The organism is Pseudomonas sp. RIT357, from assembly GCF_000632245.1.
GTDB classification, from domain to species: domain Bacteria; phylum Pseudomonadota; class Gammaproteobacteria; order Pseudomonadales; family Pseudomonadaceae; genus Aquipseudomonas; species Aquipseudomonas sivasensis.
Map to the genome: position 1 here is coordinate 124306 of NZ_JFYX01000002.1, position 26960 is coordinate 151265.

Genomic DNA, 26960 nt, shown 5'->3' on the forward strand with positions numbered 1-26960 from the left:
GGGAATCGTCAACTGGTGGTAAAGAACCGCGCATTATAGGGGGCATGCCCATTGGTTCCTAGCGTTGTGCATCGGGTGCCATGCTATAGTTCGCGCCCTCTTTTATATCCCCGATGTGTTATCCGCCCACCATGACCAAACGCGAAGCTCCAATCTACAAGGTGATTTTCCTCAACCAGGGCCAGGTGTTCGAAATGTACGCCAAGCAGATCTATCAAAGTGATCTGTGGGGCTTCCTGGAAGTGGAAGAGTTCGTCTTTGGCGAGCGCACCCAATTGGTCGTCGACCCGGGCGAAGAAAAGCTCAAGGCGCAGTTCGAAGGCGTGGTGCGCAGTTTTGTGCCGATGCATTCAATTGTGCGTATCGATGAAGTCGAGCGGCTGGGCACGCCGAAGATCAGCGAGGCACGGGGCGTGAGCAATGTCATGCCGTTTCCGATGCCAATGCCTGAGAAGTAAGGCGGCTGTCAGGGCAGGGGTGAGAAGGGCGAACGCCCATCAGCACTCTGCAGTTCCTGCAAGTAGTTGCGGAAAATCTGGCCCAACACCTGGGTAGCCACTTCCAGTTCATCGCGCTGCATGTGCTCGGCGACTTCGTCGGCCGTGTCCAGCGCGTCTTCGGCGCCGTTGACGGCGGCCATTTTCAGCACGATATACGCCTGAACGTTATTGGCCGGCACGCCTTCGCCTTTGAAGAACATGGTGCCTAGCTGGAATTGTGCCTGCGCGTGGCCCTGCAACGAGGCTTTCTCGAAGTAGCTCAAGGCTTTGTTGAGGTCGAGGGCGGGATTTTTGCTGTCGTGGTAGTACTCGCCCAACTCATATTGCGCCTGCGCATCACCTTCGTCGGCCTGTTTCTGGCACGCGCTCAGGGATTCGGCCTGGCTGTCTGGCTGGGTATTGAGGGTGCAACGACCCATCGCTGGGATTAACAACGAGTTGCCGCCTGCTTGGGCATTTGCCAGCAGCGGCTGAAGGAGCAACAGGCAGCCCAGTACCAGGGTGCGGCCGGTGCGTTTCATGGGAATCGACTTACCTCTGACGGGGCGCGCGGACCCTCACGGGATCCAATAAGCGCGCATTATGAAATAAGCAGGCCTCTGCTTACAAAGTCTTTACTCGTTTTTCTGCTGCTTGGGCAAGTTATCTGCCGGATTGCAGGTGAATTCTCGAAAAAATAAGGAAATCTCTGTAAGCAAAGTAGCAAATCTGGCGCCACCCACAGCGACGCCAGATGTTGCGACCGTTTATTTCAGGGCAGCGAATGCGCGTTCAGCGGCGTCCAGGGTCAGTTGCAACTCGGTTTCGCCATGGGCAATCGATGTGAAGCCCGCTTCAAAGGCACTCGGCGCCAGGTACACGCCGCCTTCCAGCATCAAGTGGAAGAAGCGTTTGAACAGGTCGGCGTCGCTGCCCATCACGTCATCAAAGGTGACGATATCGTCCGCACCGCTGAAGTACAGGCCGAACATACCCCCCGCCTGCGTGGTGACAAACGGGATGCCGGCCGCATCGGCGCGCTGTTGCAGGCCGTCCAGCAGGCGAGTGGTGTAGTCGGTCAGCTCAGCGTGAAAGCCCGGGCGGCTGATCAAACGCAGCGTGGTCAGGCCGGCAGCCATAGCCAGCGGGTTACCCGACAGCGTGCCTGCCTGGTAGACCGGACCCAGTGGCGCGATGTGCTGCATGATTTCGCGTTTGCCGCCGAAGCAGCCTACCGGCATGCCACCGCCGATGATCTTGCCGAAGGTGCTCAGGTCAGGCGTGACGCCATAGTGCGCCTGGGCACCACCAAGGGCGACACGGAAGCCGGTCATCACTTCATCGAAAATCAATACCACGCCATGCTTGTCGCACTGCTCGCGCAGGCCTTCGAGGAAACCCGGTGCAGGTGGTACGCAGTTCATGTTGCCGGCCACCGGCTCAACAATGATGCACGCCACGTCTTGGCCGACTTCGTTGAGCATCTGCTCGACGGCGGCTATGTCGTTGAACGGCAGCGTCAGAGTGTGCTTTGCAAATGCCGCTGGCACACCGGCCGAGCTGGGCACGCCTTGGGTCAAAAGGCCGGAGCCGGCTTTTACCAGCAGGCTGTCGGAGTGGCCGTGGTAGCAGCCTTCGAACTTGATGATGCTGTCGCGGCCGGTGAAACCACGGGCCAGACGAATCGCGCTCATAGTGGCTTCGGTGCCGGAGCTGACCATGCGCACCATTTCCATTGACGGCACGATTGAGCACACCAGGTCAGCCATCTCGGTTTCCATGGCGGTAGGGGCGCCGTAGGACAAGCCGTGCTCCAGCTGTTTACGCACTGCATCCAGCACGTCCGGGTGGCTGTGGCCCAGGATCATCGGGCCCCAGGAACCGACGTAATCTACATAGCGTTTATCATCTTCGTCGGTGACGTAGGCACCTTCGGCATGCTTGAAGAACAACGGCGTGCCGCCCACGCTCTTGAACGCACGCACGGGGGAGTTCACACCGCCGGGGATGTGTTTCTGGGCATTGGCAAACAGGGTTTCGGAACGAGACATGGTGGGGGCTCTCTGAATTCAGGATTTGATTAAGGCGTTGAAAGCGCGGGCGCGGCGCGTGACTTCCTGGGTGCTGTCGGCACCGAACAGGCCGTGGACCACGGCCAGTAAGTCGGCACCGTGGGCCACCAAGGGCTCGGCGTTTTCCAGGGTGACGCCCCCGATCACGCAGATCGGCAGGTGCAGGCGCTTGCGGGCCTCAGCCAGCATTTCAAGGGTGGCGGCAGGCGCACCAGGCTTGGTATTGGAATTGAAGAAGCGACCGAAGGCGACGTAACTGGCGCCTTCGCGCGCGGCCTGTTCGGCCAGTTCAATCTGGCTGTGGCAGGTGGCGCCGATGATGGCTTTGGAGCCCAGCAGCGCACGGGCCGGTGTCAGTGGGCCGTCGGTCTGGCCCAGGTGCACGCCGACGCCCAGGCGCGCGGCCAACTCGGCGTCATCGTTGATGATCAGTTGGGTCTTGTAGCGCGAGCACAGTTCACGCAGCTTTTCGGCTTCACGCAGGCGCCGGGCTTCGTCGCTGCTTTTGTCGCGGTACTGCAACAGGGTCACGCCACCGTCCAACGCCGCTTCCACATAGGCGAGGAATTTGCCGGCCAACAGTTGGCTGTCGGTGATGGCGTAAAGGCCACGTAGTTTCATCGGGCAGGCCTCTTGATGTTCGAGCAGAAAGTTACGAGCAGAAATCCAGCGGCAGCCGGCGCGGTACAAACTGGCCCTGGCCGAGCTGTTCAGCGTCACGCAGGGTGCGCCAGGTGTAGTTGAGCGCCGATTGCACCGCGCTCACCAGACCTTCGCCCTGAGCGATCCGCCCGGCCAGTGCGCTGGCCAGGGTGCAGCCCGAACCGTGATAGCTGCCGGGCAGGCGCTGGCAGGTAAAGGTCTGGTGCGTGCCGTCGCGGCTGTAGAGGCGGTTGTGCACTTCATGCTCGTCGCCATGTCCGCCGGTGATCAACAGATGCTTTATAAATGGCAGCAGTTTTTCGGCGCATTCGTCCGCGGTGCCTTCGGGCAGTTCGGCGAGAATGCGCGCTTCGGGCAGGTTCGGTGTGGCAATCAGCGACAACGGCAGCAGCCGCTCGCGCATGGCGTAGCCCACTTCGTCCTTGCCCAGGCTCCCGCCGCCGCCGGCACGCAGCACCGGGTCGCACACCACCGGCAGGTGCGGATGCGCCTGCAGCAGTTCGACCACGGTGTCGACCATTGCGGTGGAACCGAGCATGCCCAACTTGACCGCCGCTACTTCGGAATCGCCGAGCACGGCATTGGCCTGGGCCAGTACCCACTCGCGGTCGAGTACGCGAAAATCGCTGACATTGACGGTGTTCTGCACGGTCAGGGCAGTAACGGCCGGAGCCGCATGGCAGCCTTGGGCGAGCAGGGCTTCGATATCTGCCTGCAAGCCGGCGCCACCACTGGGATCATGGCCGGAGAGACAGAGGACAACAGGGCGAGAGCTGTAGATATTCATGGTGCGCGAGCTTACCACCAAACGCTTTTGGCGTGGCCGTCGCCCGATGGTTGAATTTTGTCCAGGAGGCGACGCTTTTTTGGCACTTTTCTTCTCGCAAAAGTGTGCTGAAAGCCTTGTCCTAGAGCCTTCAGGAAAATTATTTCAATGGTGTCCAATGGCCTTTAGCGGCTATGCTAAAGTGGATCCAAACAACTTAACTGTATCGCCGGTGTACGTCTTCTCAAAAGGAATGGGGGCTTTTGACATAACCGGACAGGCCACGCTGGGGCTCTATGCGCTATTTGCTGATCTTATTGTTGTGCGGGCTGCCGATGCTCGCCAACGCCATCGAGTTCAACCAGGACACCCGCAGCCTGGCACTGGGCCGAGCCATGCAAGTGCTCGAAGACCCGACCGATGCCCTCACGATTGCCGATGTCAGCGCGCCTTCCGCCGCCCGACAATTCAAACCCCACGATAAAGACACCCTCAATGCCGGCTATTCACGCTCGGTGTTCTGGCTCAAGGTCAACCTGCATTACCTGCCCCACAGCCCCGAGGCCCAACGCACTTGGTTGCTGGAGTTGGCCTACCCGCCACTGGACCACCTTGACCTGTACCTGCCCGATAGCACCGGCAACTATCGCCTGGCCGGGCGCACCGGGGATGCGTTGCCGTTTTCCGCCCGTGAGATTCGCCAGAACAACTACCTGTTCAAGATCGATTTCACCCCCGGTGAGGCGAAAACCGTGTACCTGCGCCTGCAAAGCGAAGGCTCGATCCAGGCCCCGCTGACCCTTTGGTCCAGCACCGCCTACCTGGAACAGCAGCCGCTGCGCTTGTATGTATTGGGCCTGATCTACGGCGTGTTGTTGGGGATGCTGGTGTACAACCTGTTTATCTACCTCAGCGTGCGCGACACCAGCTACCTCTATTACATCTTCTATATCGCCTCGTTCGGCATGTACCAGTTGTCGGTCAACGGCGCGGCAGTGGAGTATTTCTGGCCGAACAACCCCTGGTGGGCGAATGCCGCGACGCCGTTCCTGATAGGTGCGGCTGCGTTGTTTGGCAGCTTGTTCGCGCGCAGCTTCCTGCATACGGCGCAGCACAGTCGCTGGATCAACCGCTTACTGCTGGCGTTGGTGGCCTGCGGTGCCGTGGTGATGTTGTTATCGTTGATGACCAGCTACGCCCTGGCGCTGCGCCTGGCTACCGGCTTGGCGTTGGTGTTTACCGTGACTATCTTTGTCGCCGCCATCAAGGCCTGGTACTGCGGGCAGCGGGTGGCGCGCTATTTCATCATTGCTTGGTCGGCCTTCCTGCTGGGCGGAGTGGTGAATACGCTGATGGTGCTGGGCTACCTGCCCAATGTGTTCCTTACGATGTACGCCAGCCAGATCGGCTCGGCGATTGAAGTGGCGCTGTTGTCCCTGGCGTTGGCTGATCGCATCAATGCCATGCGTGAGCAACAGGCGCAGATTCTGCTCGACGCCAGCCAGAAGCTCGAAGTGCTCAACCAGCAACTCGCCCGCAGCAACCGGCTCAAGGATGAGTTCCTCGCCACCCTGACCCACGAACTGCGCACCCCTATGAACGGCGTGATCGGCTCCCTTGAGTTGATGCAAACCGTGCCACTGGACGACGACCTCGCGCAATACCAGCAAACCGCCGCCGGCTCGGCGCGGGACATGATGCGCATGGTCAACGGCATTCTGACCCTCACCGAACTGCAGGCCGGGCGCCTCAGTGCACAGCTTCAGGTGTTCAGCCTGCGCGGCGTGCTCGACACCTTGCGCCAGCAATTCAGCGCCAGCGCCCAAGCCAAAGGCTTGGCGTTTTCCATCGATGTGGCCGATGAACTGCCGGACCGCGTGGTGGGCGACGCGGACAAACTTGTCCAGTGCCTGGATTGCCTGCTGGACAACGCATTCAAATTCACCCACGAAGGCGCCGTGCGCCTGCGGGTGGTGGGCGTGCCCCACAGCGACGGTGGCTTGCGCCTGAGCTTTATTGTGACCGACACCGGTATTGGCTTCGCCTTCCTCGACGAGGCCACCCTGTACCAGCGGTTTTTCCAGCTGGATGGCTCCATGACTCGTGAATACGGCGGCATGGGTATCGGCCTGGCTATCTGCCGGCAATTGATCGAGCTGTTGGGCGGGCGCCTCACGCACCATTCCGAGCCAAGCAAGGGCAGTCGTTTTCAACTGGAAGTGGAAGTCAGCCCGGTGGCGCCTGAAGCAAAACCGGCGGCGGATCGGCAGCGCGCGCCTCAGGATTGCGCGGTGCTGCTGGTGGATGACAACAGCATCGGCCAACTGGTGGTGCGCGGCATGTTGCTCAAACTCGGTTACCGAGTGAAAAACGTGGACAGCGGCCCGAGCGCATTAGCGGCCTTGCAGAGGGGCAATTTCGACGCGGTGGTGTTGGATATACCTGAGGGCGGCTTCTCATTGTGCTGTCAGATCCGTGCACTGCCGGGCTGTGCAGAGTTGCCGGTGATTGCCTTGAGCACGTCGCTGAATGTGTCTGAGCGCGAGCACTGTCATGGCATCGGTGTGTCCGACCGCCTCGCCAAGCCTGTGCGCTTTGAGGCCTTGCGGGCCGTGTTGGAGCGCCGGGTGCTGTGTCCGCAAGAGGGTGAAAGCGCCGGGCATTCGGCGGGTATGTCACTTTTTTAAGGCGGGTGACGGTGCTTAACTGAAATTCAGGCCTCAACTCAACGGGGCTTTTTCCATGAGGCCCCGTCATGAACCTGCACCCGTTCGCCGAAACCCACGACGTCACTAACCAGCCCCCATCCCTGGATGGCACCAACCTTTTCCGCATCGATCTGCCGTTGCAAGAGTGGTCGCGCCGCTTTGGTGCCGGCTGGGCGCAAGCGCGCCTCGATGCCTATGGCGCGCTGGCCGGTGGGCCGTTGATGGCGGCCGGTTTCCTGGCGAACCAGAACAAGCCCGTGTTCAACAGCCATGACCGTTATGGTCATCGCATCGACCTGGTGGAATTTCATCCTGCTTACCACGAACTGATGCGTATCGCCGTCGAACACGGCCTGCCGTCGTTGCCGTGGGCACACCCGCAGTCCGGCGCTCATGTGGCGCGGGCCGCGATGACTTATCTCCACAGCCAGGCCGAAGCCGGCACTGGCTGCCCGCTGACCATGACCTTCGCCTGCGTCCCTGCCCTGCGCCTGCAATCGGACCTGGCGAAGACGTGGTTGCCGAAAATCCTCAGCACCGAATATGACCCGCGCAATGTCGGTATCGCCCATAAGACCGGCGCCACCATCGGCATGGCCATGACCGAAAAACAGGGCGGCACCGATGTGCGGGCCAATACCACTCGCGCGTATCCGGTAGGGGCCGGCGGTCCAGGGCAAGCTTATGAGCTGGTGGGGCATAAGTGGTTCTGCTCGGCGCCGATGTGCGATGCGTTCCTGACGCTGGCTCAGACTGACAAGGGCCTGACCTGTTTCCTACTGCCTCGGCACCGCCCGGATGACACGCGCAACGAGTTCTATATCCAGCGCCTTAAAAACAAGCTCGGTAACTGCTCCAACGCCTCCAGCGAAGTGGAGTTTCGCGGTGCCCTGGCCTGGATGATCGGCGAAGAAGGCCGTGGCGTGCCGACCATCATCGAGATGGTCGCCATGACCCGCTTTGACTGCATGGTCGGCTCCAGCGCCTTGATGCGCCAGGCGTTGACCCAGGCCAGTCATCATTGCGCCCATCGCTTGGTAGGTGGCCGTGTACTCAGTGAGCAACCGCTGATGCAAAACGTGCTGGCCGACCTGGCACTGGAAAGCGAAGCCTCGCTGGCCTTGAGCATGCGCATGGGCTGCGCCCTGGATAATCTGGGTGATGAGCGGGAGGCCAAATTCGCCCGGCTGGTGACAGCGGTGGGCAAATATTGGATCTGCAAGCGCGCCCCGGCGATGATCAATGAAGCCGCCGAGTGCATGGGCGGCGCGGGGTATGTCGAGGACAGCATCCTGCCGCGCTTGTACCGTGAGGCACCGGTAAATTCGACGTGGGAAGGTTCCGGCAATGTGCAGTGCCTGGACGTGCTGCGCGCTCTGTCCAAAGAGCCCGGCGTGCTGGAAGCGCTGTTTGTCGAACTCGGTGACGGGCATGGCGATAAGCAGCTGGCGCGGCACATCGAACTACTGAAGTCGGCGTTCATGGACACCCAGGACATTCAGTATCGCGCGCGGCAGTTGACTGAGGACATCGCCGTGGCACTGCAGGCCAAGTTATTGCTGGAGGCCGGTCATGGTGCGGTCAGCGATGGGTTTATCGCCAGCCGTTTGGGCCAGTCGTCTGGCCGCGTCTACGGCACCTTGCCGCGTGGCGTCGATGTCGGGGCCATCGTCGCGCGCTCAAGCCCCAATGTCTCTGAATAGACACGGTCCAAATGGGGGAGGGGGCTTGCTTCCGATGGCTGAGTGTCCGTCAGCCTATCTATAAACTGACCCACCGCTATCGGGAGCAAGCCCCCTCCCACAGGGATTGCAGCCATCTTGGGAGGGCACTCCAATTCAAGGTTTGCGTCTGACAGGGATACAGGCAAGATAAAGGCCTGCAAGTCAGAACACAGGATGCTTACCGTGACCGAAGCTTTTGTTGTCGTTCAAACCGCCGAAGAGGCCGTGGATCGGCTGGCGGCCCTGCATGAGCGGGCTACCGGCGCGCTCAATCAAGCCCTCAAGCAATACCTCAAGGACCGCGTCGAACCCGACGCCGCACAACGCGCGTTGTTTCGTTATCCAGAGTTGCGCCTGACCTACCATTGCCACGGCGAAGTCCCACAGACTACCCGGGCGTATGCCAAGGTCCAGCTACCAGGGACCTACAGCGTCACCGTCACCCATCCGGCGGCGTTTCGTAAGTATTTGCTGGAACAATTGGTGCCGCTGATGCACGACTTCACCGTGACGGTGGAAGTGGGCGTCAGCCAGCAGAACATTCCGTACCCGTACGTGGTAGAGCAGGGCGACGAACTGGCCGGCTCCGGCGTAACCGCGGCCACCCTGGCCCGTGTGTTCCCCAGCACCGATCTGTCGGCCGCCACCGATGGCATCGCCGACGGCCTCTACGACTGGGAAAACACCGACCCGCTGCCCCTGGCACTGTTCGATGCAGCGCGTGTGGACTTCTCCCTGCGCCGCCTGGTGCATTACACCGGCAGCGACTGGCGCCATGTGCAGCCATGGATCCTGCTCACCAACTACCACCGTTATGTCGACCAGTTCATCCTGCATGGCCTGGAGCAACTGCGCAGCGACCCGCGCTTTATCCGCATGGTGCTGCCGGGCAACGTGGTGATCGATAAGAGCATGGACCACGGCGAAGCATCGGCCATTGCCGCGGGCGTGGTCTGGCATCGCTATCAGATGCCGGCCTATCACCTGCAGGCCAGCGATGGTCACGGCGTAACGCTGGTGAACATCGGCGTCGGCCCGTCCAACGCCAAGAACATCACTGACCACCTGGCCGTGCTGCGTCCGCATTGCTGGCTGATGATTGGCCACTGCGGCGGCCTGCGCCAATCCCAGACCATTGGCGACTACGTACTGGCCCACGCCTATATGCGCCGCGACGGGATTCTCGACCGCGTGGTGCCGCCGAACATTCCAATCCCGGCCCTGGCCGAAGTGCAGATGGCCTTGCAGCAAGCCGCCGCCAACGTCACCGGCGAAAAAGGCGAAGAGCTGAAAAAGCGTCTGCGCACGGGCACCGTGCTGACCTACGACGATCGCAACTGGGAACTGCGCTGGGCCCAGGAACGGCCATTGATCAACTTGTCCCGCGCCGTGGCGGTGGACATGGAAAGCGGCACCATCGCCGCCCAGGGCTACCGCTTGCGCGTACCGTACGGCACGTTGTTGTGTGTGTCGGACAAGCCGCTGCACAGTGAGATCAAATTGCCGGGTTCGGCCAACGCGTTCTACGAACGTGCGGTCAGCCAGCACTTGAAGATTGGCATCGAGGCGGTGGACCTGTTGCGCACCGAACTCAACTCGCTGCACTCGCGCAAGCTGCGCAGCTTCGACGAGCCGCCGTTCCGCTAAGCGGTTGGGATGGTCATTTAGCGGTCAGGCCACTAGCATTGTCGGTCCTGACCGTTAGATGTTCCTTTTGCCATGTCCCGTCCTACTCGCCCCGATTCGCGCCGCCCTGGCGTGAAACCTCCGTATTCTGCTGCGCGCTGTGTTGCCAAGGCGCCGCCTGCCGAGCCGAAGTTGGTCCTGTTCAATAAACCCTTCGATGTGCTGACCCAGTTCAGCGACGAAGGCGGGCGCGCGACGCTCAAGGACTTTATCGACATCCCCGGCATTTACCCGGCAGGCCGCCTGGACCGTGACAGCGAAGGCCTGTTGCTGCTGACCAACGATGGTCAGTTGCAGGCGCGTATTGCCGATCCCAAGCACAAACTGGCGAAAACGTACTGGGTGCAGGTGGAAGGCGAACCCACCGAAGCATTGCTGCAACGCCTGCGCGACGGAGTAGAACTCAACGACGGCAAAACCTTGCCCGCCGAGGCCCGGCGTTTGGATGAGCCTGAGTTATGGCCACGCAACCCGCCGGTACGCTTTCGCAAAAACCTACCGACTTACTGGCTTGAACTGGTGATTCGAGAGGGGCGTAACCGCCAGGTGCGACGCATGACCGCCGCCGTGGGCCTGCCGACCTTGCGTCTGGTACGGGTGCGTATTGGCGATTGGACCATCGACGGCCTGGACCAAGGCCAATGGAAGGAAGTACCCGCGCGTTTATAAAGCGCCGGACTCGATGAGGCCGATCACCACGCTCTTGATGATGAACGCGGCCACGCCCAGGCCCAGCACGAAAAACAGGATGAACGAACCAAAGCGCCCGGCCTTGGATTTCTTCGCCAGGTCCCAGACGATAAAGCCCATGAAAATGATCAGGACAGTGACCAGGCCGGTCATCATCCATTCTTCGAAGAGTGCGGGGTCGATGTTATTCATGGGGGCTTCCGACGGGGCAGGCGGCAAGTATACGGCAGCGTCACAGGTGCGACATTGACTTGGATCGAAGTGCGTTCCAAATGTGGGAGGGGGCTTGCTCCCGATGGCGGTGTGTCAGTCAGCTAATCTGTGGCTGACACACCGTCATCGGGAGCAAGCCCCCTCCCACAGTTGACCTTCACCGATCTTAAGTACGCAGGTGGGTCAGCGGCAATTCGGTGCTGTTGAGCACCTGGTTCAGCACAAAGCTCGACCGGACGCTGGTCACGCCTTCAATGCGAGTGAGGTGGCCCAGCAGCAGCTTCTGGTAGTGATCCATGTCCGGCACCACCACTTTCAACTGATAGTCAGCATCCATCCCCGTCACCAAACTGCACTCCAGCACCTGGGGCAAGGTGCGGATGGCTGCTTCGAAATTCTCGAAGCGCTCCGGTGTATGCCGGTCCATACCGATCAGTACATAGGCGGTGAGGCTCAGGCCGAGCATCTTGCGGTCGAGCAGAGCGACCTGGCGGGAGATGTAGCCGTCGTCCTCCAACTGCTTGACCCGGCGCGAGCACGGCGACGGCGACAAGCCGATGCGCTCGGCCAACTCCTGGTTGGAGATCCTCGCGTCGCGCTGCAATTCCGCCAAAATACTCAGGTCGTATCGGTCAAGCTTGCTCATTGGGTTGGCCTTTGTCGTAACTATTGCGGCGAATTATCCATGAAGGGTTAAAAATTGCGCAAGCACTGTTTATTGACGCAATCTTCGCAATCATCTGTCGGGCGCTGGCGGGTATCTTTATCAACAGAATCACCGCCTGGACAACAGTCCACAGCAGCTCGCCCAATCAGGCTTGCTGCGGCCGCCACCCCAGCAGGGTTGAGCCGGCCTCCAGGCTGCACACTGTCCACAAGACGGCGTGAGGTGAGCCAACGTCAAAAGCGTTGAGCATGGACGAAGTTCTCAAGGGGTGGCCGACGGGTCACCCCTTTTCTTTTGCCTTAAGAAAATTGTTCTCGTGACTGATAACCTGTCTCAGAACCGGGCGAGGCTTTTCCAGTCTCATGTTCAAGCCCTAATCCGCAGTGAGGAATAGCATGAAGCGCATCTGGCGTATGGCAGGTGTTGGTTTGCTGGTGGTCACCGTCGGCACGCAAGTGATGGCTGAAGAGCAACGCCCTGAAGCGGGCGGCCAGCATGAAAGAGGAGCGGAGCGTGGTCGGCAGGGTAACGAACAGCCGCGCCCGCAAAATAACCAGCCGCGCCCGCAGCCTCAGAACAATCAACCACGGCCCGAAAACAATCAGCCGCGTCCACAGAACCCGCATTTTGATCGCGCCGAGCAACAACAGCACGGTGGCGGACAGGGACAAGGTCGCCCGCAAGGTGCCGAACAGCCTCGGCCAGCACCGCAGCCTGCGAATAGCCTGCCGATCCAGAGCCGCCCCGATACCGTGCGCCAGACCCAGGAGCCACGCCAGGGTTACTACCGTGACATCCCGCGTCGTAACGACGGCAACCAGCATTGGGAGGCCGGTGGTCCCGGTTCACGTCCAGGCAACAACGGCGGCGGTTACAACAACGGCCATCCCGGCGATAACCGTTGGCCAGGCCGTCCCGATGGGCATGGCAACGGCTGGGGCCCTGGCCCGCAATATCGTCCCGGTTATATCGTCGACCGCTTCCCCGACCGCAATTACCGCGTGCCGTACCGTGGCCAGGATTACTTCTTCTCCGGCGGCTACTGGTACCGCCCTCAAGGCCCGCGCTATGTAGTCGTGGCGCCGCCGTATGGCATTCGGGTGCATTACTTGCCGGACTATGCGCGCGAAGTCTGGGTCGGTGGCTCGCTGTTGTTCCTTGCCGCTGGCGCTTACTACGCCTACGAACAAAGCACCCAGCAATACGTGGTGGTGCAACCGCCGGCGCAAGTGCCAGCGCCACAGCCAGCACCGCAAGGCAATGGCTATGACGTGGTGGCCTATCCCGCCAACGGGCAGTCACCGGCGCAAGTCCAGCAGGACGGTTACGACTGTTATCGCTGGGCGGTGCAACAAAGCGGCTTCGACCCGCAGGCGGCCACCTACGCCCCTGACCCGGCGGTGGTGCAAACCTACCGCCAGGCCCAGGGCAACTGCCTGAGCAGTCGCGGGTATCAGGTGCAGTACTAGGCCTTGGCGCCCGTGACCACTTCTCGTGGGTCGGCGTGCACCAGCACTTCGGCGCGCGGGTAGGCAGCGTGAATGGCATCGGCGGCCTGGTCGCTGATGCCGTGGGCCACTGACAGCGTCAACTCCCCTGGCAGCTCCAGGTGCAACTGCACAAACCAATGGTTGCCGGAGATGCGCGTGCGCAAGTCATGGGCACCCAGCACCCCCGGCACGCCGCGCGCCAGTTCCAGCATGTGCTGGCTGACGTCCGGCGGCAGTTCCTCGTCCATCAACACCGCAAAGCTTTCCTTGGCGATCTGGATCGCGCTCCACAAAATGTAGGCGGCGATGCCCAGGCCGAACCAAGCGTCGAACTGATGAAAACCCATGCCCGCCAGCACCAGCGCCACGAGGATGCTGCCGTTGAGCAGCAAGTCCGAGCGATAGTGCAACGAGTCCGCCCGCACGGCATTGGAGCCGGTTTCGCGCACAACTCGGTGTTGCAGCATCAGCAGTGCCACGGTCAGCGCCAGGGAAAACACGATCACCCCAATGCTCAGCCACGGCGCGCCGACCGGTTCCGGATGCTGCAAACGCTCGTAGGCCTGCAAGGCGATCAGCACCGCACTGCCACCGATAAACAACGCCTGGGCCATGCCCGCCAGCGACTCCGCCTTGCCGTGGCCGTAACGGTGATCGTCATCGGCTGGGCGCAGGGCGTAATGGACCGCCAGCAGGTTCAGCAGCGAGGTCACGCCATCGAGCAGTGAGTCAGTCAACCCGGCGAGCATGCTCACCGAGCCGCTGAGCCACCAGGCGATGGCTTTTGTGACGATCAGCGCACAGGCCACGCCCACCGAGGCGCGGGTGGCCAGGCGTAACAGCCGGGCGTGTTCGGGACTGCTGGTCATAAACGTTCCTTAGGCGGCGGGTTGCAGGCCCAGGGACGCAAGTTGTTGCACGCTGCCCTTGAACTGGATCATGCGTGGGTCGTCCAGCGGCAGGGTGCGGCCGGTTTCCTTCTGGATGATGCTTTGCAGCTTGGCGTTGTCGACCTTGCCGTCGGCGCCGATAGCTTCCTGGAGTTTTTCCGGGGCGACCTGGGCCGTCTTGCCGGGTTCGAAATAGATCGCGCCCGTGGCGAAGTCGACGCCGAACGCGATCAAGCCAGGGATCACGTAGAACAACAGGCCTACGGCATCGAGTACGGCAATGGCCGGGTCGATCTTGCCGTCGATCTGGCCACGACGGTCCGGGTAGAAAATCGAACCGCAGGCCGTCAGTTGGCTCAGCAGGGTGACGGCGAGGACACCGCCGATGACACGGGAAGCGATACGCATGAAGACTCTCCTGAACACGGTTGATAGGGGACTATATAGCACTGCCATTGAGACCATCGTCGGCATCCGGCAGTTCGCCGTTATACTCGCCGCTCTGCTTTGGAGCCAGTATGAATTCGTTGCCGATCGATGATGTTTTACCCGCCCTGCGTGACGCCTTGGCGAATCGCCATGAAGCCGTGCTGGAAGCGCCACCCGGCGCCGGTAAAACCACCCGTGTGCCCTTGGCCCTATTGAATGAACCCTGGCTGGCCGGGCAGACCATCCTGATGCTCGAACCCCGGCGTTTGGCCGCTCGCGCCGCCGCCGAACGTCTGGCCAGCGAGCTAGGCGAAAAGGTCGGTGAAACCGTCGGCTACCGCATCCGCCTCGACAGCAAAGTCGGCCCCAACACCCGCATCGAAGTCGTCACCGAAGGCATCCTCACGCGCCGCTTGCAGGACGACCCGGCGCTGGACGGCGTGGGCCTGCTGATCTTTGACGAGTTTCACGAACGCAGCCTCGACGCCGACCTGGCGCTGGCCTTGAGCCTCAACGGCCGCGAGTTGTTTCGCGACGAGCAACCGCTGAAAATCCTGCTGATGTCTGCGACCCTTGAAGGCGAGCGCCTGGCCAGCCTGCTGGATGACGCGCCGATACTGCGCAGTGAAGGACGCATGTTCCCGGTGCAGATGCGCTGGGGCCGGCCGTACCAGGCCGGTGAATTTATCGAGCCGCGTGTGGTGCAAACTATCCTCGAAGCCGTGCATGACGAGACCGGCAGCGTGTTGGTGTTTCTGCCGGGGCAAGCCGAGATTCGGCGGGTCCACCAGCAACTGGCCGACGCGCTGGGTGATCGCCCTGATGTGCTGTTGTGCCCCCTGCATGGTGAGCTGGACCTGAATGCCCAACGCGCCGCCATCGACCCGGCACCCGCTGGTAAACGCAAAGTCGTACTGGCCACCAACATCGCCGAGACCAGCCTGACTATCAACGGCGTACGCGTGGTGATCGACGCCGGGTTGGCGCGCGTGCCGCGTTTCGACCCCGGCAGCGGCATGACCCGCCTCGACACCCAGCGTATCTCCCGCGCCAGCGCCACCCAGCGCGCCGGTCGGGCAGGGCGCTTGGAACCGGGGGTGTGTTATCGGTTGTGGTCCGAAGACCAGCATGAAGGGCTGGCCGCGTATGGCAGTGCGGAAATCCTTGCAGCCGACCTCGCCGGCCTCGCCTTGCAGCTGGCGCGCTGGGGCGTCACGCCCACGCAACTGGTGTGGCTGGATCTACCGCCGACCGCCGCGTATGCCCAGGCCCAGGATTTGTTGCAACGCCTCGGTGCATTGAACGAAGACACGCTCACCGCCCACGGCCAGAAAATGGCCGAGCTACCGGCCCATCCGCGCATTGCCCACTTGCTGTTGCGCGGGCAGGACCTGGGGTTGGCGGCCACTGCCTGTGATGTCGCCGCCTTGCTGGGTGAGCGCGATATCTTGCGCGGTGGCGGCGCGGATTTGCACAGTCGTCTGGCCCTGCTGTCCGGCGAAGAGCGGGCGCGCGGAACCCAAGGCGGTGTGCAGCGGGCCAAGCAATTGGCGCGGCAATATCGCAGCTATTTAAGAGGCCAGGCGACCCAACCGGTGCCCGACCCCGATCACCCGCGCTGGCTCGGTGCGTTGCTGGCGCTGGCCTACCCGGACCGTGTCGCCCAGCAACGTCGCCCCGGCGGTGCCGAATACCGCCTGGCCAACGGCCGCGCGGCGCTGTTCGCCGAAGCCGACAGCCTGATGAAACAACCCTGGCTGGTCATCGCCGACCTTGGCAGCCGCCAGGGCCAGCGCGAAGAACGCATCTACTTGGCGGCGGATTTTGATCCGGCACTGTTCGACTCGGTACTCGCCGAGCAAGTGCGCAACGTCGACCAGCTGGATTGGGACGAACGCGAAGGCGTGCTGCGTGCCGAGCGCCAGCGCAAAGTCGGCGAACTGGTGCTCAGCCGCGAACCTCTCACCGGTCTCGACGAAAACGCACGCAGCCAGGCGCTGGTCAATCTGGTGCGGCGCAAAGGCCTGGAGTTGTTGCCGTGGACGCCCGAGCTGCGCCAATGGCAGTCCCGCGTCATGCTGCTGCGCCAACTGGACGTCGGCAAAACCAGCGAATGGCCCGACATCAGCGACAGCGCCTTGCTCGCCGACCTGGAGCACTGGCTGATGCCCTACCTGGGCAAGGTCTCGCGCCTGAGCCATTTCGCCAACCTGGATATCTCCAGCTACCTGCACAACCTCTTACCCTGGCCGCTGCCCCAGCGCCTGGACGAGCTGGCGCCGCAGCATGTGAAGGTGCCATCTGGGTCATCGGTGCGGTTGGATTACAGCGAACAACCGCCGATCCTGGCGGTGCGCTTGCAGGAATTGTTCGGGCTGGCGGATACGCCAAGGATTGCGGGCGGGCGTCAGGTGGTGAAGTTGCACCTATTGTCCCCGGCGCGGCGGCCGGTGCAGGTGACGCAGGATCTGGCGAACTTCTGGCGCAGTACGTACGCTGAGGTGAAGAAGAATTTGAAAGGCAGGTATCCCAAGCACTATTGGCCGGATGATCCGTTGATCGCAGAGCCGACCGCGCGGATCAAACCCCGAAAGTAAGCGTGATAGAGATCCAAATGTGGGAGGGGGCTTGCCCTCGATGACTGTGGGCCAGTTACCGATAAGTTGACTGACGCACCGCTATCGGGGGCAAGCCCCCTCCCACATTAGTTTTGTGTGTCAGTTATTGCGCAGCGGGCAGCAGGAAGCGCGCAATCACCGGCAAATGGTTGGAAATACGCAACGTATCCTCCTGCCGCACCTTGGCCTCCACTCGCTTGATCCTCGGGCTGTAGAACAGGTAATCCAGGGTGCGATCCGGGCCATCGATGCTCGGGTCATTGGGAAAATGCGTCAGCCATTTCTCACGATCAATCCCGCTGGATTGGCTGTTGCTCGGGATCATCGGGTACTTATCCCACAACAGATGCAGCTCACTGTCCGGCGAATACTGCCCGCGCTTACCCGCATCCAAACGCAGGAATTGCCCCAGTGGCAGCAGGTTGAAATCACCGCCGATCAGCCAGGGCGTGCCACGGCCTTCGAATTTATCCAGTAACTTTACGGTGGCTTGCACTTGCTCCTGTACGGCACTGCGCCCCGGCGCGTCGCCGTCCAGGCGGGTGTTGAGGACGGCCAGTTGGCCGCCGTCGCTCAGTGGCAGGTAGGTCAACAGCAACGCTGGCTTGGGCTGGAATTGGCGACTGATGAAGTTGGCGTCCGGCACCGGCAATTGCAGGCGCTCGGCGTGTTCGATCTGGTAGCGGCTGAGGGTCGCGAGTTTTCGGCCGACGCTGCCGAAGATATGCAGGTCAGGCACAAAGTCGGCCTTCCAGTCGAAGGCCTGGGCGCTGCATGGATAGAGGTCGACCAGGCGCTCCTGCAACAAGGCAAGTTGGTCCTGGTAATGGGAGGGCTTGGCGTTTTCGTCGAGTTCCTGCAACAGCAGGATGTCGGGCTGTTCGTCGCGAATCACCCGTGCCACTTCATCCAGGCTCACAGCCATGTCTTCCACGGTGGGGCGGTCGTCCGGGCCGCTGCCGTCGGGGGTGTCGTACCAGAACACGTAGTTCTTGCCGGCCAGGTATTGCACGTTCCACGTCATAACCTTGAGCGCCTGCCCTGGCAGCAGCGTCGGCGCGCGGGGCGCAACGCAGCTCACCGGCAAGGTTTCCTTAGGCGCGGGGCGCCAGGTCAGGCTGTAGATCAGGGCGGTGAGCACGCCTGCGATGATCAGCAGGCCCAGCAAGGTGATGCGCAATAAACGGGTCATCGGCTCGGCTTATAGCGTTTCAGGAATGGCACGGAGCATATCACCGCGCGTCGGCATCGCCACCGATCAGCATGAATAAACGGAACAGCACCACGCTGGTGAACAACTGCAGGAAGCTGTGGGCACTGTCCATCAACAGCCCCAGCAGCGGCGCCGGGTTGGGATACGCCGCGAGGCTGGCGCCTTTAAGCAGCCACAGCGGGGTCATGACGCACAGCAGGCACACCAGGATCCGCCAGAAATGCCCACGGGTCAGACGGAAACTTTCCTTCATCGCCTCCAGCGCCGGCATGCCGCGCAGCACCAGCAGGTACTCGGCAAACGCCAGCACCACCATCAGCCACAGGCCAGGCAGGAAATACAGCGACAGGCCCAGCAGGATCAACAGGGTGCTCATGGCCGTCAGCAGGGCGAAGCGCGGCCACAGAGCCAGCGACATGGCCCAGACATCTTTGGTGCGCGGGGACTCACCACGGGTGCGCGCGTCGAGGAACAGAATCAAGGCGCCGGTGTACAGCGGGTACACCAATAAGCCCACCACTACGCTGTAACCGGGAAACGCATCCGCGCCCAGCGTGTGGTCCAGTATCTGTTGCAGCAAGGCTTCGAGAATCACCAGCGGCAGGCATAACTGGACGATCGCGCCCAGGTTGCTGCGGGTAAAACGGAGGGAGTCGCGCAATACGTCTAACGGATTCATCAGGTTCATCGCAGGCCTGGAAACAAGGGCGACACTTTAACCGATCACGGTCAGAGGGTCACAAACGTAAACCTTGAGTAAAGACCATTGAAACAACTCGTAACACCCCCATAACTGGAAGGCACCTGACCTGATCACAGGCGGGACCAGAATTTCTACCGGCAATCTAACGAGGTCGCCATGAACAGCGAAGAGCAAACCCTGATCGATGGACTGTTTTCACGGTTGCAGCAAGCCGAAACGGACTCAGCCCCCCGCGACGCCCAGGCCGAAGCGCGGATCAAGGAGCACATGACTCGCCAACCGGCCGCCGGGTACTACATGACGCAGTCGATCCTGGTGCAGGAACACGCGCTCAAGAGTCTCGACGCGCAGAATAAGCAACAGGCGCAGCAGATCCAGCAATTGCAGGATGAGTTGCAGCGGGCCAAGTCTGCGCAACCAGCCCCGGCGAGCAGCGGTGGTTTCCTGTCGAGCATCTTTGGCGGCGGCGGTTCCCGTGACGCGCAACCGGTGTCGAGCGCTCCGGGCAATTCGGGCGGTGGCTGGCGCGAGCCAGCGCGGCCTTCGTTCGGCGGCCAGTCCGCGCCGCAGCAAAACTATCAACAACCACAACAACCACCCGCCGCCGCGCCGAGGGGCGGCGGCTTTCTCGGTGGCGCGATGAAAACCGCCGCTGGCGTGGCCGGTGGTGTGTTGCTGGCAGAAGGCATCAGCAGCCTGTTCAACCACAACTCGCAACAGCCGCAGGTCGTGGAAGAAATAATCCGTGAAGAGCCAGCGCCCGCCAGTGACAACGGCAACTGGGGCAATGACGACCAGAAGTTCGCCGGCAATGACAACTGGGGCGGCAATAACTCGGACAGCTTCGCCGACAGCGATTATTCCGACGATTCCTCCTCCTTTGGCGACGACGACTCCTTCGTCTGACACTCCCGGTCCGGGGCGCTGCGGCGTCCCGGTCTGATTTTTTCCGGAAACTTTCTCGCGGCTGGCATACTGGCACCCTTTCCGGGCCCAGGCGCCTGGCTGTCATGAGGAAGTGCGGTGAAGAAAATTGCAGTGTTCGCCGATGTACAAAACCTCTACTACACCGTCCGCCAGGCGTATGGCTGCCACTTCAACTACGCCGCCCTGTGGGCAGACATCAGCTCCCGCGGGCAGATCGTCGAGGCGTACGCCTATGCCATCGACCGTGGCGACAGCAAGCAGCAGCAATTCCAGCAGATCCTGCGCAACCTGGGTTTTACGGTAAAACTCAAACCGTACATCCAACGCAGTGACGGCTCGGCCAAGGGCGACTGGGACGTGGGCATCACCCTCGACATCATGGACGCCGCCGACCACGTCGACGAAGTGGTACTGGCCTCCGGTGACGGGGACTTCGACATGCTGCTCGAACGCATCATTCAAAAGCATGGGGTTGAAGCCGTGGCCTATGGCGTGCCAGGGCTGACGGCCAACTCACTGATACGCGCCGCCAGCCGCTATGTGCCGATCGAAGGCGCGCTGCTGCTCAAATAAGCGCTGCGGCTCAATCAATTGTTAGACGGAGTTGGAACAGGTTTGGAACGTATAGCGGTCATCGACTTTGAAACCACCGGCATCACCCCGAGCAGCCACTGCCGGGCCACGGAAATCGCGGTGGTTATCCTCGAACGTGGCCAGATCGTGGACCGCTACCAGAGCCTGATGAACGCAGGTGTGCGCGTACCGGGCTTTATCGAACAACTCACCGGCATCAGCAACGCCATGCTGCGCAGCGCCCCGCCGGCCGAGCGGGTGATGAATGAGGTCAACGAATTCGTCGGAACCACGCCCTTGATGGCGCATAACGCCGCGTTCGACCAGAAGTTCTGGGATTACGAGCTGGGGTTGATTCGCCGGACGCGTTTGCAGAAATTCGCCTGCTCGCTGTTGCTGGCACGTCGTCTGATGCCATCGGCACCAAACCACAAGCTCGGCACCCTCAACACCTACGCGAAACTGCCCCACACCGGCCAGGCTCACCGAGCGCTGGCGGATGCGGAAATGGCGGCCAACCTCACGGCGCACCTGGCCCAGGAACTGCGGCGTACCCACGGCTTGCGCGAACTGTCCCACGACCTGCTGTGCACTTTGCAGAAAGTGCCGGCGGCGAAGATCAATGAGCATTTGAAGAAGCATCGCGGGTTCTGACAGAACAACGCCGTTCAACATGAGGGAGGGGCCTTGCTCCCGATTGCGGCGGGTCAGCCACACATAAGCTGACTGATTCACTGCTATCGGGAGCAAGTCGAACCGTCGCACCGCCCCTCCCACATTGGTTATCGGTCGTTCATCGAGGCTGCACACACTCCAACGCCCGATCCACCACCCCTTCGCCATCTGCACCAAATGCATCACCGCCCGCTGCTGCACATCCATCGCCTCACCCGACGAGTGCGCAGTGCCCACCGCGCAATGCAGCAAATCCGCCGCCTGGGCGAGGGCATCTTCGAGGCTCATGTTGTCGTTCAGGATGAAGGGAGAGGCATCTTGAGGGCGTTTATCTGCTTTCTGAATGGTCAGTAGGCTCAGCCCTAGTGTTTCGTCAGACCGTTCTGGATTTTCCTTCTCCCACCTATCGCTCTTCGCCGCAACCTAACATCCCGCCTGTCATTTACGTAAAAGGACTACGTTATGCAGGAAAGCGATCTTCACACAGCAATCATGCGAAGCCAGCTTGAACTCCAACGGGACGGCATCGATTTCGGCTCAACTTCAAGCATGGCGTTTCATTTGGGTAATGCGATGACAAGCTGCCCGGCAGTCATAGTGTTGCCTCATTCACCAGGCTGGACCCATGGCGCCAGGTACCAGTTACTCAAGCCCATTCAGGCTGACTCCTCAGTGCCGAGCACCCCGTTTGACGAGCTCTGGACACCTGCACAGCAACACCACGGCTTGACCGATGCGACGGTTCTGGCCGGTGCTGAGGGCATAGCTGTCAGCAAAATTGCCGTGGGCACCTGGGGCCGTGTCGGCGCCAGCAAAACGACTAGCCCGCTGAGTCTCACCGGGATGTGCTTTTTCCCTCGTACATTGATCAGGCAACCCACCTCGGCCAGAGTGGCAAAGGCAAATTTTGGCACCGTCCGGGTGTTTGGCATTATTGGACGGGGTATTCCTTTCGTCGCTGGGGGGTTGGCTGTCTTTAATCTGGTCAGTGCCGGTAAGTGCGCCTATGAAACAAGCAACGGAAGGTAGCGCGACCAGAACCGAGATCAGCGAAAAGGTGATTCAGCTCTTCGTCGACATCATCGGTTTCATCGACCGAAGCCAGGTCACGGAGCAAACGGACTTCATCCATGACTTCACGATTATTGATGATGATTTGACCTGCTTTTTCATGCAGAACAAGTGGCAATTCAACTTGCAAGCGACCCAGGAAGATTGGGATCACATCACTACCATCCAGCAGATAGTCGATTTGATTGTTGAACGCTCGAATTTGCAGTGCGGCCACTGACGCCATCGGGAGCAAGCCCCCTCCCACATTTTGAATGTATTCACAAATCAAACTGTGGGAGGGGGCTTGCTGCCGATGGCGGTAGATCAGCCACCATTTTTGCCATTGGTTTCCAACTGCCCCAACGGCACCCGCCGCTCTATCGCGCTCGACAAGATGATTGAGGTCTTGCTGAACCCGAACTTCGCCAGCCGATTGATCAAACGCTCCAACTCCGGCATCGACCCTACCGCCGCTTGCATGATCACGCACGGATCCCCTGTCACCCGATGGCATTCGGTCAGTTCGGGGATTTCGGCGAGTGCGTCATAAACCTTCTGGTTGCCATGGTTAGTCAGCCGCAGTTCGATCACGCACTGAATCGGCAAGCCCACCTTTGAAAAATCCACCTTGGCCTGGTATCCGGTGATCACCCCGCTGGCCTCCAGCTTGGCCACGCGCTCGGCTACGGCGGGGGCGGAAAGGTTTACCTTGCGGGCCAGTTGCGCGTAGGAGGCGCGGCCGTCTTCGAGCAGGGCGCTGAGGAGCATGCGGTCGTATTTGTCCATGATAAGGCTCCAATTGCACGTGGCTTTCGAAAGCACGGGTTATAGCCTTCATAACCATGATTTGAAAAGTGTATGGGCGGTTTAAACAGGTTTTGTAACTTATGTTTAACGACCTGCTTTTTTAGAATAAGCCTCTCTTATATCTGCCTTCGAGCCGCCCAATGCCTGGCACACGTCGCTTTCCCTTACCGTTGATCGCCGCTTTTTTTGCTTTGTATGTGATTTGGGGGTCTACCTACTTGGTGATCCGTATCGGCGTGGACTACTGGCCGCCGTTGTTGCTGGCGGGGATTCGATTCTGCACGGCGGGGGCGCTGATGTATGGCTACCTCAGATGGCGCGGCGTGCCAGCGCCGACGTGGCCACAATGGAAGGCCGCCGGGATGATCGGCATTTTGCTGCTCACCTTCGGTAATGGCGGCGTCACGTTGGCCGAACATGCGGGCGTGTCGTCTGGCGTCGCTGCCCTGGCGGTAGCGACCGTGCCGCTGTTCACCTTGCTGTGCGGGTATTTCTGGGGCGCGCGCAATACGCGGCTGGAATGGGCCGGGGTGATCCTGGGAATTGTCGGCATCGCCATGCTCAACATGGGCAGCACTCTGCAATCGAGCCCGGTGGGCGCCGCCTTGTTGTTGTTCGCGGCGGCATCGTGGGCATTCGGGTCCGTGTGGAGTCGGCAGTTGTCGCTGCCCCAGGGCGCCATGGCCAGCGCTGCGGAGATGCTGGTGGCGGGCGTGGCATTGTTGATCGGCAGCGCGCTGTCCGGTGAGCACCTGCAGGCCATGCCGCCGCTGGAGGGTTGGCTGGCGTTGGCCTACCTGACGGTGTTCGGCTCAATCATCGCCTTCAACGCCTATATGTACCTGCTCAAGCACGTACGCCCGGCGGCGGCCACCAGCTATGCCTATGTGAACCCGGCGGTGGCGGTGTTGCTGGGGATTGTGTTCGTGGGTGAATCCATCGGCCTGGAAGAGGGCTTGGCCATGCTGGTGATTATCAGCGCCGTGCTGTTGATCAGTCTGCCCCAGTGGCGAAAGCCCAAGCCGGAAATAAGGTAAACTGCCGCGCAATTGCGACCTTGCGCTGAATTTTCCTACGGTAACTACATGACTTTCGCCACACTTGGCCTGATCGAACCCTTGCTGCGCGCCCTTGAGACGCTTGGCTACCAGACCCCGACGCCGGTGCAGGCGCAAGCCATTCCGGCGGTGCTGGCCGGTCGTGACCTCATGGCTGCGGCCCAGACTGGCACTGGCAAGACCGCAGGTTTTGCCTTGCCGTTGCTGCAACTGCTGACCATGGAAGGGCCGAAAGTCGCCGCCAACTCGGCGCGCGCGCTGATTCTGTGCCCGACCCGCGAACTGGCCGAGCAAGTTCATACCAGCGTTGCCGAATATGCCCAAAACCTGCCGCTGACCACCTACGCGGTCTATGGCGGCGTGAGCATCAACCCGCAGATGATGAAGCTGCGCAAGGGCGTCGACATCCTGGTTGCCACCCCTGGCCGCCTGATTGACCTGTTCCGCCAGAACGCGCTGAAGCTTAATCAGCTGCAGACCCTGGTGCTGGACGAAGCCGACCGCATGCTCGACTTGGGCTTCTCCGAGGAACTGGCGAATATCTATCGCATGCTGCCGAAAAAGCGCCAGACCCTGCTGTTCTCCGCGACCTTCTCCGATGAGATTCGCACGCTGGCCGGGCAGATGCTCAACGACCCGCTGAGCATCGAAGTCAGCCCGCGCAACGTCGCCGCCAACACCGTTAAGCAATGGGTGGTGCCGGTGGACAAGAAGCGCAAGGCGGAGCTGTTTGTGCACCTGATGCGCAAAGGCCGCTGGAAACAGGTGCTGGTGTTCGCCAAGACCCGTAACGGCGTGGATGCGCTGGTGGATAAGTTGCAGGGCCTGGGCATCAATGCCGATGGCATCCATGGCGACAAACCGCAAGCCACGCGCCAGCGTGCGCTGGATCGCTTCAAGAGCAGCGAAGTGCAGATCCTGGTGGCCACCGACGTGGCGGCCCGTGGCCTGGATATCGAAGACCTGCCGATGGTCGTCAACTTCGACCTGCCGATCGTGGCCGAAGATTACATTCACCGTATCGGCCGTACCGGGCGTGCGGGCAACACCGGTGAGGCGATTTCCCTGGTGTGCGCCGATGAAGTGAACATGCTGTCGGCCATCGAGATGCTGACCCGTCAGACCTTGACCCGCAAAATGGAGCAGGACTTCGAGCCGGAGCACCGCGTGCCGGACACCGATGCCAGTGGGCAAGTGGTGAAGAAGCCGAAAAAGCCGAAGAAGCCTAAGGCGTCCGGTGGTGGCGGTGGTAAGCGCAACCTGGGTAAGTGGGTGGACAGTGGTGAAGTGGCGCCGTCGGAACCGTCGATTAAGCCGGTGCGTAAGGTGCCTGTTTTCAACACCGGACCGCGTAAGAAGAAGTGATTTTGCGCTGTGGCTGATGGCCTCATCGGGAGCAAGCCCCCTCCCACATTTGAAGGTGTTCACAATTCAAATGTGGGAGGGGGCTTGCTCCCGATAGCGGACTTGAGCTCACCGCAATCTCAAGCGTTCAACCACTCCAACACCCCCCGCCCAGCCGCTCTGCCACTGGCAAAACACCCCGTCAGCAAATACCCGCCGGTCGGCGCTTCCCAGTCCAGCATCTCCCCCGCACAAAACACCCCAGGCAATTGCTTGAGCATCAAGCGCTCATCCAACGCTTCAAACGGCACGCCGCCTGCCGTACTGATCGCCTCGTCTATTGGCCGCGTCTTCACCAGCGTCAACGGCAGGGCCTTGATATCCACCGCCAGTTGCGCCGGATCATTGAAGTGATCGGCTGGCGCCAACTCACGCAACAACGCCGCCTTGACCCCGTCCAGCCCCAACTGACTGTGCAGATGCTTGCTCATCGAGCGTGAACCGCGCGGTTTGGCCAGCGCAGCTTGCACCTTGTCCAGCGGCTTGCTCGGCAGCAAGTCGATATGCACGGTGGCCGCGCCGTCGCGGTTGATCGCCTCACGAATCGGTGCCGACAGCGCATAGATCAGGCTGCCCTCGATACCGGTGGCGGTGACCACACATTCGCCGAGCCGAGGTTTGTCGTCACCCAAACCGATGGCGACATTTTTCAACGGAGCGCCGGCGAATTTGCTCACCATCAATTCGCTCCAGGCCGACACTTCGAAGCCGCAGTTGCTCGGTTGCAGTGCCACGTAAGGCACGCCTTTGTCCTCCAGCAGCTTGAGCCACGCACCATCTGAGCCCAGCCGTGACCAACTGCCGCCGCCCAGTGCCAGCAGCACGGCATCGCTGCGCACGGCTTTCTCGCCTTCAGGGCTGTGGATAAGTAAATCACCCTCGGCATTCCAGCCGGTCCAACGATGCCGGGTGTGGATAACCACGCCTTGGTCACGCAGGCGCTTGAGCCAGGCGCGCAGCAGCGGGGCGGCTTTCATGTCCGTAGGAAACACTCGGCCGGAGGTGCCGACAAAGGTCTCGATACCCAACCCATGTATCCATTCGCACAACGCTTCGGCACCAAACCCACGCAGCAACGGCGCCATCTGCGGCGCGCGCTCGGCGTAGCGCGAGAGGAAGGCCGGGTAAGCCTCGGAGTGGGTGATGTTCATGCCGCCCACACCCGCCAGCAGGAATTTTCGCCCCACTGATGGCATGCCGTCATACAGATCTACGCGCACCCCGGCCTGGCTCAAGACTTCGGCGGCCATCAGCCCTGTAGGGCCGCCGCCGATAATAGTGACGTGGTGAGGTGCGGTCTGAGGCATGGGTAGGGCTACGGTGGCGTGAATAGGCCGAGCATTCTACCCGACGTCAGCCAGGCTGCCTGATCAAAAAACGTACACTTTCCTACAGGTCCTATGCCTGCTGGCTTTCAGCCGCTTACGCTCAAGTTATCCACAGGCCGTTCCA

General features: G+C 61.2%; 26 protein-coding genes and 1 pseudogene. 14 read left to right on the forward strand and 13 right to left on the reverse strand.

The annotated features are described in order from the left end of the window. Positions 1–131 precede the first annotated feature (131 nt). Positions 132–458, forward strand: a complete 327-nt coding sequence (locus BW43_RS23660; protein WP_003236992.1) for a DUF1820 family protein — start codon at positions 132–134, stop codon at positions 456–458. 8 nt (positions 459–466) lie between these two features. Here BW43_RS23660 and BW43_RS23655 read toward each other — a convergent pair whose 3' ends face one another. From BW43_RS23655 to BW43_RS23640, 4 genes are all read right to left on the reverse strand, one after another. After that, positions 467–1021 carry a tetratricopeptide repeat protein gene (locus tag BW43_RS23655; protein WP_032884611.1) on the reverse strand — a complete coding sequence of 185 codons (555 nt, stop codon included), beginning with the start codon at positions 1019–1021 and terminating at the stop codon, positions 467–469. A gap of 225 nt (positions 1022–1246) precedes the next feature. Continuing rightward, on the reverse strand, positions 1247–2530 hold the full coding sequence (hemL, locus tag BW43_RS23650) for a glutamate-1-semialdehyde 2,1-aminomutase (protein WP_032884612.1): 1284 nt from the start codon (positions 2528–2530) through the stop codon (positions 1247–1249). 18 nt (positions 2531–2548) lie between these two features. Then, positions 2549–3172 carry a thiamine phosphate synthase gene (thiE, locus tag BW43_RS23645; RefSeq protein WP_032884613.1) on the reverse strand — a complete coding sequence of 208 codons (624 nt, stop codon included), beginning with the start codon at positions 3170–3172 and terminating at the stop codon, positions 2549–2551. 31 nt (positions 3173–3203) lie between these two features. Next, the gene (locus BW43_RS23640; protein ID WP_032884614.1) at positions 3204–4001 is read right to left on the reverse strand and encodes a hydroxymethylpyrimidine/phosphomethylpyrimidine kinase; all 798 of its coding nucleotides are present in this window, start codon (positions 3999–4001) and stop codon (positions 3204–3206) included. A 275-nt stretch (positions 4002–4276) separates the two neighbouring features. Between BW43_RS23640 and BW43_RS23635 the strand changes: the two genes are divergently transcribed. The 4 genes from BW43_RS23635 to BW43_RS23620 all read left to right on the forward strand — a co-directional run bounded on the left by BW43_RS23635 (position 4277) and on the right by BW43_RS23620 (position 10767). Then, the gene (locus tag BW43_RS23635) at positions 4277–6667 is read left to right on the forward strand and encodes a hybrid sensor histidine kinase/response regulator (RefSeq protein ID WP_032884615.1); all 2391 of its coding nucleotides are present in this window, start codon (positions 4277–4279) and stop codon (positions 6665–6667) included. A gap of 68 nt (positions 6668–6735) precedes the next feature. Then, positions 6736–8391 carry an acyl-CoA dehydrogenase family protein gene (locus tag BW43_RS23630; protein WP_032884616.1) on the forward strand — a complete coding sequence of 552 codons (1656 nt, stop codon included), beginning with the start codon at positions 6736–6738 and terminating at the stop codon, positions 8389–8391. A 195-nt stretch (positions 8392–8586) separates the two neighbouring features. Next, a complete protein-coding gene (gene amn, locus BW43_RS23625) occupies positions 8587–10059 on the forward strand; it encodes an AMP nucleosidase (RefSeq protein WP_163033266.1) in 1473 nt (490 codons plus the stop codon). A gap of 72 nt (positions 10060–10131) precedes the next feature. Continuing rightward, positions 10132–10767, forward strand: coding sequence for a pseudouridine synthase (locus BW43_RS23620; RefSeq protein WP_032884618.1), 636 nt, complete (start codon positions 10132–10134; stop codon positions 10765–10767). On the opposite strand, the gene BW43_RS23615 is transcribed toward BW43_RS23620, so the two are convergent. Together BW43_RS23615 and BW43_RS23610 are read right to left on the reverse strand one after the other, a co-directional pair. Further along, entirely contained in the window at positions 10762–10971 is a 210-nt protein-coding gene (locus BW43_RS23615; RefSeq protein WP_032884769.1) for a DUF2788 domain-containing protein, read from the reverse strand. The two genes, BW43_RS23620 and BW43_RS23615, sit on opposite strands and share 6 nt — an antisense overlap. 196 nt (positions 10972–11167) lie before the next feature. Further along, a complete protein-coding gene (locus BW43_RS23610; RefSeq protein ID WP_003176264.1) occupies positions 11168–11647 on the reverse strand; it encodes an Lrp/AsnC family transcriptional regulator in 480 nt (159 codons plus the stop codon). A 416-nt stretch (positions 11648–12063) separates the two neighbouring features. On the opposite strand from BW43_RS23610, the gene BW43_RS23605 reads away from it, so the two are divergent. Next, complete coding sequence (locus BW43_RS23605; protein ID WP_032884619.1) at positions 12064–13137, forward strand: DUF6515 family protein; 1074 nt, start codon at positions 12064–12066, stop codon at positions 13135–13137. Here the strand turns inward: BW43_RS23605 and BW43_RS23600 are convergent. After that, positions 13134–14027, reverse strand: coding sequence for a cation diffusion facilitator family transporter (locus tag BW43_RS23600; RefSeq protein ID WP_032884620.1), 894 nt, complete (start codon positions 14025–14027; stop codon positions 13134–13136). The two genes, BW43_RS23605 and BW43_RS23600, sit on opposite strands and share 4 nt — an antisense overlap. Positions 14028–14036: 9 nt before the next feature. Beyond that, on the reverse strand, positions 14037–14456 hold the full coding sequence (locus tag BW43_RS23595; RefSeq protein WP_032884621.1) for a hypothetical protein: 420 nt from the start codon (positions 14454–14456) through the stop codon (positions 14037–14039). A 110-nt stretch (positions 14457–14566) separates the two neighbouring features. On the opposite strand from BW43_RS23595, the gene hrpB reads away from it, so the two are divergent. Continuing rightward, positions 14567–17074, forward strand: a complete 2508-nt coding sequence (hrpB, locus tag BW43_RS23590) for an ATP-dependent helicase HrpB (protein WP_032884622.1) — start codon at positions 14567–14569, stop codon at positions 17072–17074. 124 nt (positions 17075–17198) lie between these two features. On the opposite strand, the gene BW43_RS23585 is transcribed toward hrpB, so the two are convergent. Further along, complete coding sequence (locus BW43_RS23585; RefSeq protein WP_032884623.1) at positions 17199–18287, reverse strand: endonuclease/exonuclease/phosphatase family protein; 1089 nt, start codon at positions 18285–18287, stop codon at positions 17199–17201. A gap of 40 nt (positions 18288–18327) precedes the next feature. After that, a complete protein-coding gene (locus tag BW43_RS23580; protein ID WP_032884770.1) occupies positions 18328–18987 on the reverse strand; it encodes a YciC family protein in 660 nt (219 codons plus the stop codon). Positions 18988–19167: 180 nt separating this feature from the next. Between BW43_RS23580 and BW43_RS23575 the strand changes: the two genes are divergently transcribed. From BW43_RS23575 to BW43_RS23565, 3 genes are all read left to right on the forward strand, one after another. Continuing rightward, positions 19168–19917 (forward strand): DUF2076 domain-containing protein, encoded by a 750-nt coding sequence (locus tag BW43_RS23575; RefSeq protein ID WP_032884624.1) that lies wholly within the window; start codon positions 19168–19170, stop codon positions 19915–19917. Between the two features lie 117 nt (positions 19918–20034). Beyond that, positions 20035–20511: an NYN domain-containing protein gene (locus tag BW43_RS23570; RefSeq protein WP_032884625.1), complete on the forward strand. Its 477-nt coding sequence runs from the start codon at positions 20035–20037 to the stop codon at positions 20509–20511. 42 nt (positions 20512–20553) lie between these two features. Beyond that, complete coding sequence (locus BW43_RS23565) at positions 20554–21165, forward strand: PolC-type DNA polymerase III (RefSeq protein WP_032884626.1); 612 nt, start codon at positions 20554–20556, stop codon at positions 21163–21165. A 139-nt stretch (positions 21166–21304) separates the two neighbouring features. On the opposite strand, the pseudogene BW43_RS29190 reads toward BW43_RS23565, so the two are convergent. Further along, positions 21305–21546 (reverse strand): annotated as a pseudogene (locus BW43_RS29190) (DUF6124 family protein). A 102-nt stretch (positions 21547–21648) separates the two neighbouring features. Between BW43_RS29190 and BW43_RS23560 the strand changes: the two are divergent. After that, complete coding sequence (locus BW43_RS23560; RefSeq protein WP_032884627.1) at positions 21649–22215, forward strand: hypothetical protein; 567 nt, start codon at positions 21649–21651, stop codon at positions 22213–22215. Next, positions 22193–22477, forward strand: a complete 285-nt coding sequence (locus tag BW43_RS23555; protein WP_032884628.1) for an acyl carrier protein — start codon at positions 22193–22195, stop codon at positions 22475–22477. The genes BW43_RS23560 and BW43_RS23555 overlap by 23 nt, the downstream gene beginning before the upstream one ends. Positions 22478–22563: 86 nt before the next feature. On the opposite strand, the gene BW43_RS23550 is transcribed toward BW43_RS23555, so the two are convergent. Then, a complete protein-coding gene (locus tag BW43_RS23550) occupies positions 22564–23025 on the reverse strand; it encodes an Lrp/AsnC family transcriptional regulator (RefSeq protein WP_032884629.1) in 462 nt (153 codons plus the stop codon). Between the two features lie 161 nt (positions 23026–23186). On the opposite strand from BW43_RS23550, the gene yedA reads away from it, so the two are divergent. Both yedA and BW43_RS23540 read left to right on the forward strand, forming a co-directional pair. Next, the gene (gene yedA / locus BW43_RS23545) at positions 23187–24083 is read left to right on the forward strand and encodes a drug/metabolite exporter YedA (RefSeq protein ID WP_032884630.1); all 897 of its coding nucleotides are present in this window, start codon (positions 23187–23189) and stop codon (positions 24081–24083) included. Positions 24084–24131: 48 nt separating this feature from the next. Beyond that, entirely contained in the window at positions 24132–25469 is a 1338-nt protein-coding gene (locus tag BW43_RS23540) for a DEAD/DEAH box helicase (RefSeq protein WP_032884631.1), read from the forward strand. Positions 25470–25588: 119 nt separating this feature from the next. Here BW43_RS23540 and BW43_RS23535 read toward each other — a convergent pair whose 3' ends face one another. Continuing rightward, on the reverse strand, positions 25589–26815 hold the full coding sequence (locus BW43_RS23535) for a TIGR03862 family flavoprotein (protein WP_032884632.1): 1227 nt from the start codon (positions 26813–26815) through the stop codon (positions 25589–25591). Positions 26816–26960 lie beyond the last annotated feature (145 nt).

Coding starts and splice junctions, on each gene's coding strand:
- BW43_RS23660 (WP_003236992.1), top strand. CDS start 132: ATGACCAAACGCGAAGCTCCAATCTACAAGGTGATTTTCCTCAACCAG.
- BW43_RS23555 (WP_032884628.1), top strand. CDS start 22,193: ATGAAACAAGCAACGGAAGGTAGCGCGACCAGAACCGAGATCAGCGAA.
- BW43_RS23620 (WP_032884618.1), top strand. CDS start 10,132: ATGTCCCGTCCTACTCGCCCCGATTCGCGCCGCCCTGGCGTGAAACCT.
- BW43_RS23575 (WP_032884624.1), top strand. CDS start 19,168: ATGAACAGCGAAGAGCAAACCCTGATCGATGGACTGTTTTCACGGTTG.
- BW43_RS23635 (WP_032884615.1), top strand. CDS start 4,277: ATGCGCTATTTGCTGATCTTATTGTTGTGCGGGCTGCCGATGCTCGCC.
- BW43_RS23595 (WP_032884621.1), bottom strand. CDS start 14,456: ATGCGTATCGCTTCCCGTGTCATCGGCGGTGTCCTCGCCGTCACCCTG.
- BW43_RS23605 (WP_032884619.1), top strand. CDS start 12,064: ATGAAGCGCATCTGGCGTATGGCAGGTGTTGGTTTGCTGGTGGTCACC.
- BW43_RS23600 (WP_032884620.1), bottom strand. CDS start 14,027: ATGACCAGCAGTCCCGAACACGCCCGGCTGTTACGCCTGGCCACCCGC.
- amn (WP_163033266.1), top strand. CDS start 8,587: ATGCTTACCGTGACCGAAGCTTTTGTTGTCGTTCAAACCGCCGAAGAG.
- BW43_RS23550 (WP_032884629.1), bottom strand. CDS start 23,025: ATGGACAAATACGACCGCATGCTCCTCAGCGCCCTGCTCGAAGACGGC.
- BW43_RS23640 (WP_032884614.1), bottom strand. CDS start 4,001: ATGAATATCTACAGCTCTCGCCCTGTTGTCCTCTGTCTCTCCGGCCAT.
- BW43_RS23655 (WP_032884611.1), bottom strand. CDS start 1,021: ATGAAACGCACCGGCCGCACCCTGGTACTGGGCTGCCTGTTGCTCCTT.
- BW43_RS23540 (WP_032884631.1), top strand. CDS start 24,132: ATGACTTTCGCCACACTTGGCCTGATCGAACCCTTGCTGCGCGCCCTT.
- BW43_RS23585 (WP_032884623.1), bottom strand. CDS start 18,287: ATGACCCGTTTATTGCGCATCACCTTGCTGGGCCTGCTGATCATCGCA.
- hrpB (WP_032884622.1), top strand. CDS start 14,567: ATGAATTCGTTGCCGATCGATGATGTTTTACCCGCCCTGCGTGACGCC.
- BW43_RS23610 (WP_003176264.1), bottom strand. CDS start 11,647: ATGAGCAAGCTTGACCGATACGACCTGAGTATTTTGGCGGAATTGCAG.
- BW43_RS23580 (WP_032884770.1), bottom strand. CDS start 18,987: ATGAATCCGTTAGACGTATTGCGCGACTCCCTCCGTTTTACCCGCAGC.
- BW43_RS23630 (WP_032884616.1), top strand. CDS start 6,736: ATGAACCTGCACCCGTTCGCCGAAACCCACGACGTCACTAACCAGCCC.
- yedA (WP_032884630.1), top strand. CDS start 23,187: ATGCCTGGCACACGTCGCTTTCCCTTACCGTTGATCGCCGCTTTTTTT.
- hemL (WP_032884612.1), bottom strand. CDS start 2,530: ATGTCTCGTTCCGAAACCCTGTTTGCCAATGCCCAGAAACACATCCCC.
- BW43_RS23535 (WP_032884632.1), bottom strand. CDS start 26,815: ATGCCTCAGACCGCACCTCACCACGTCACTATTATCGGCGGCGGCCCT.
- thiE (WP_032884613.1), bottom strand. CDS start 3,172: ATGAAACTACGTGGCCTTTACGCCATCACCGACAGCCAACTGTTGGCC.
- BW43_RS23560 (WP_032884627.1), top strand. CDS start 21,649: ATGCAGGAAAGCGATCTTCACACAGCAATCATGCGAAGCCAGCTTGAA.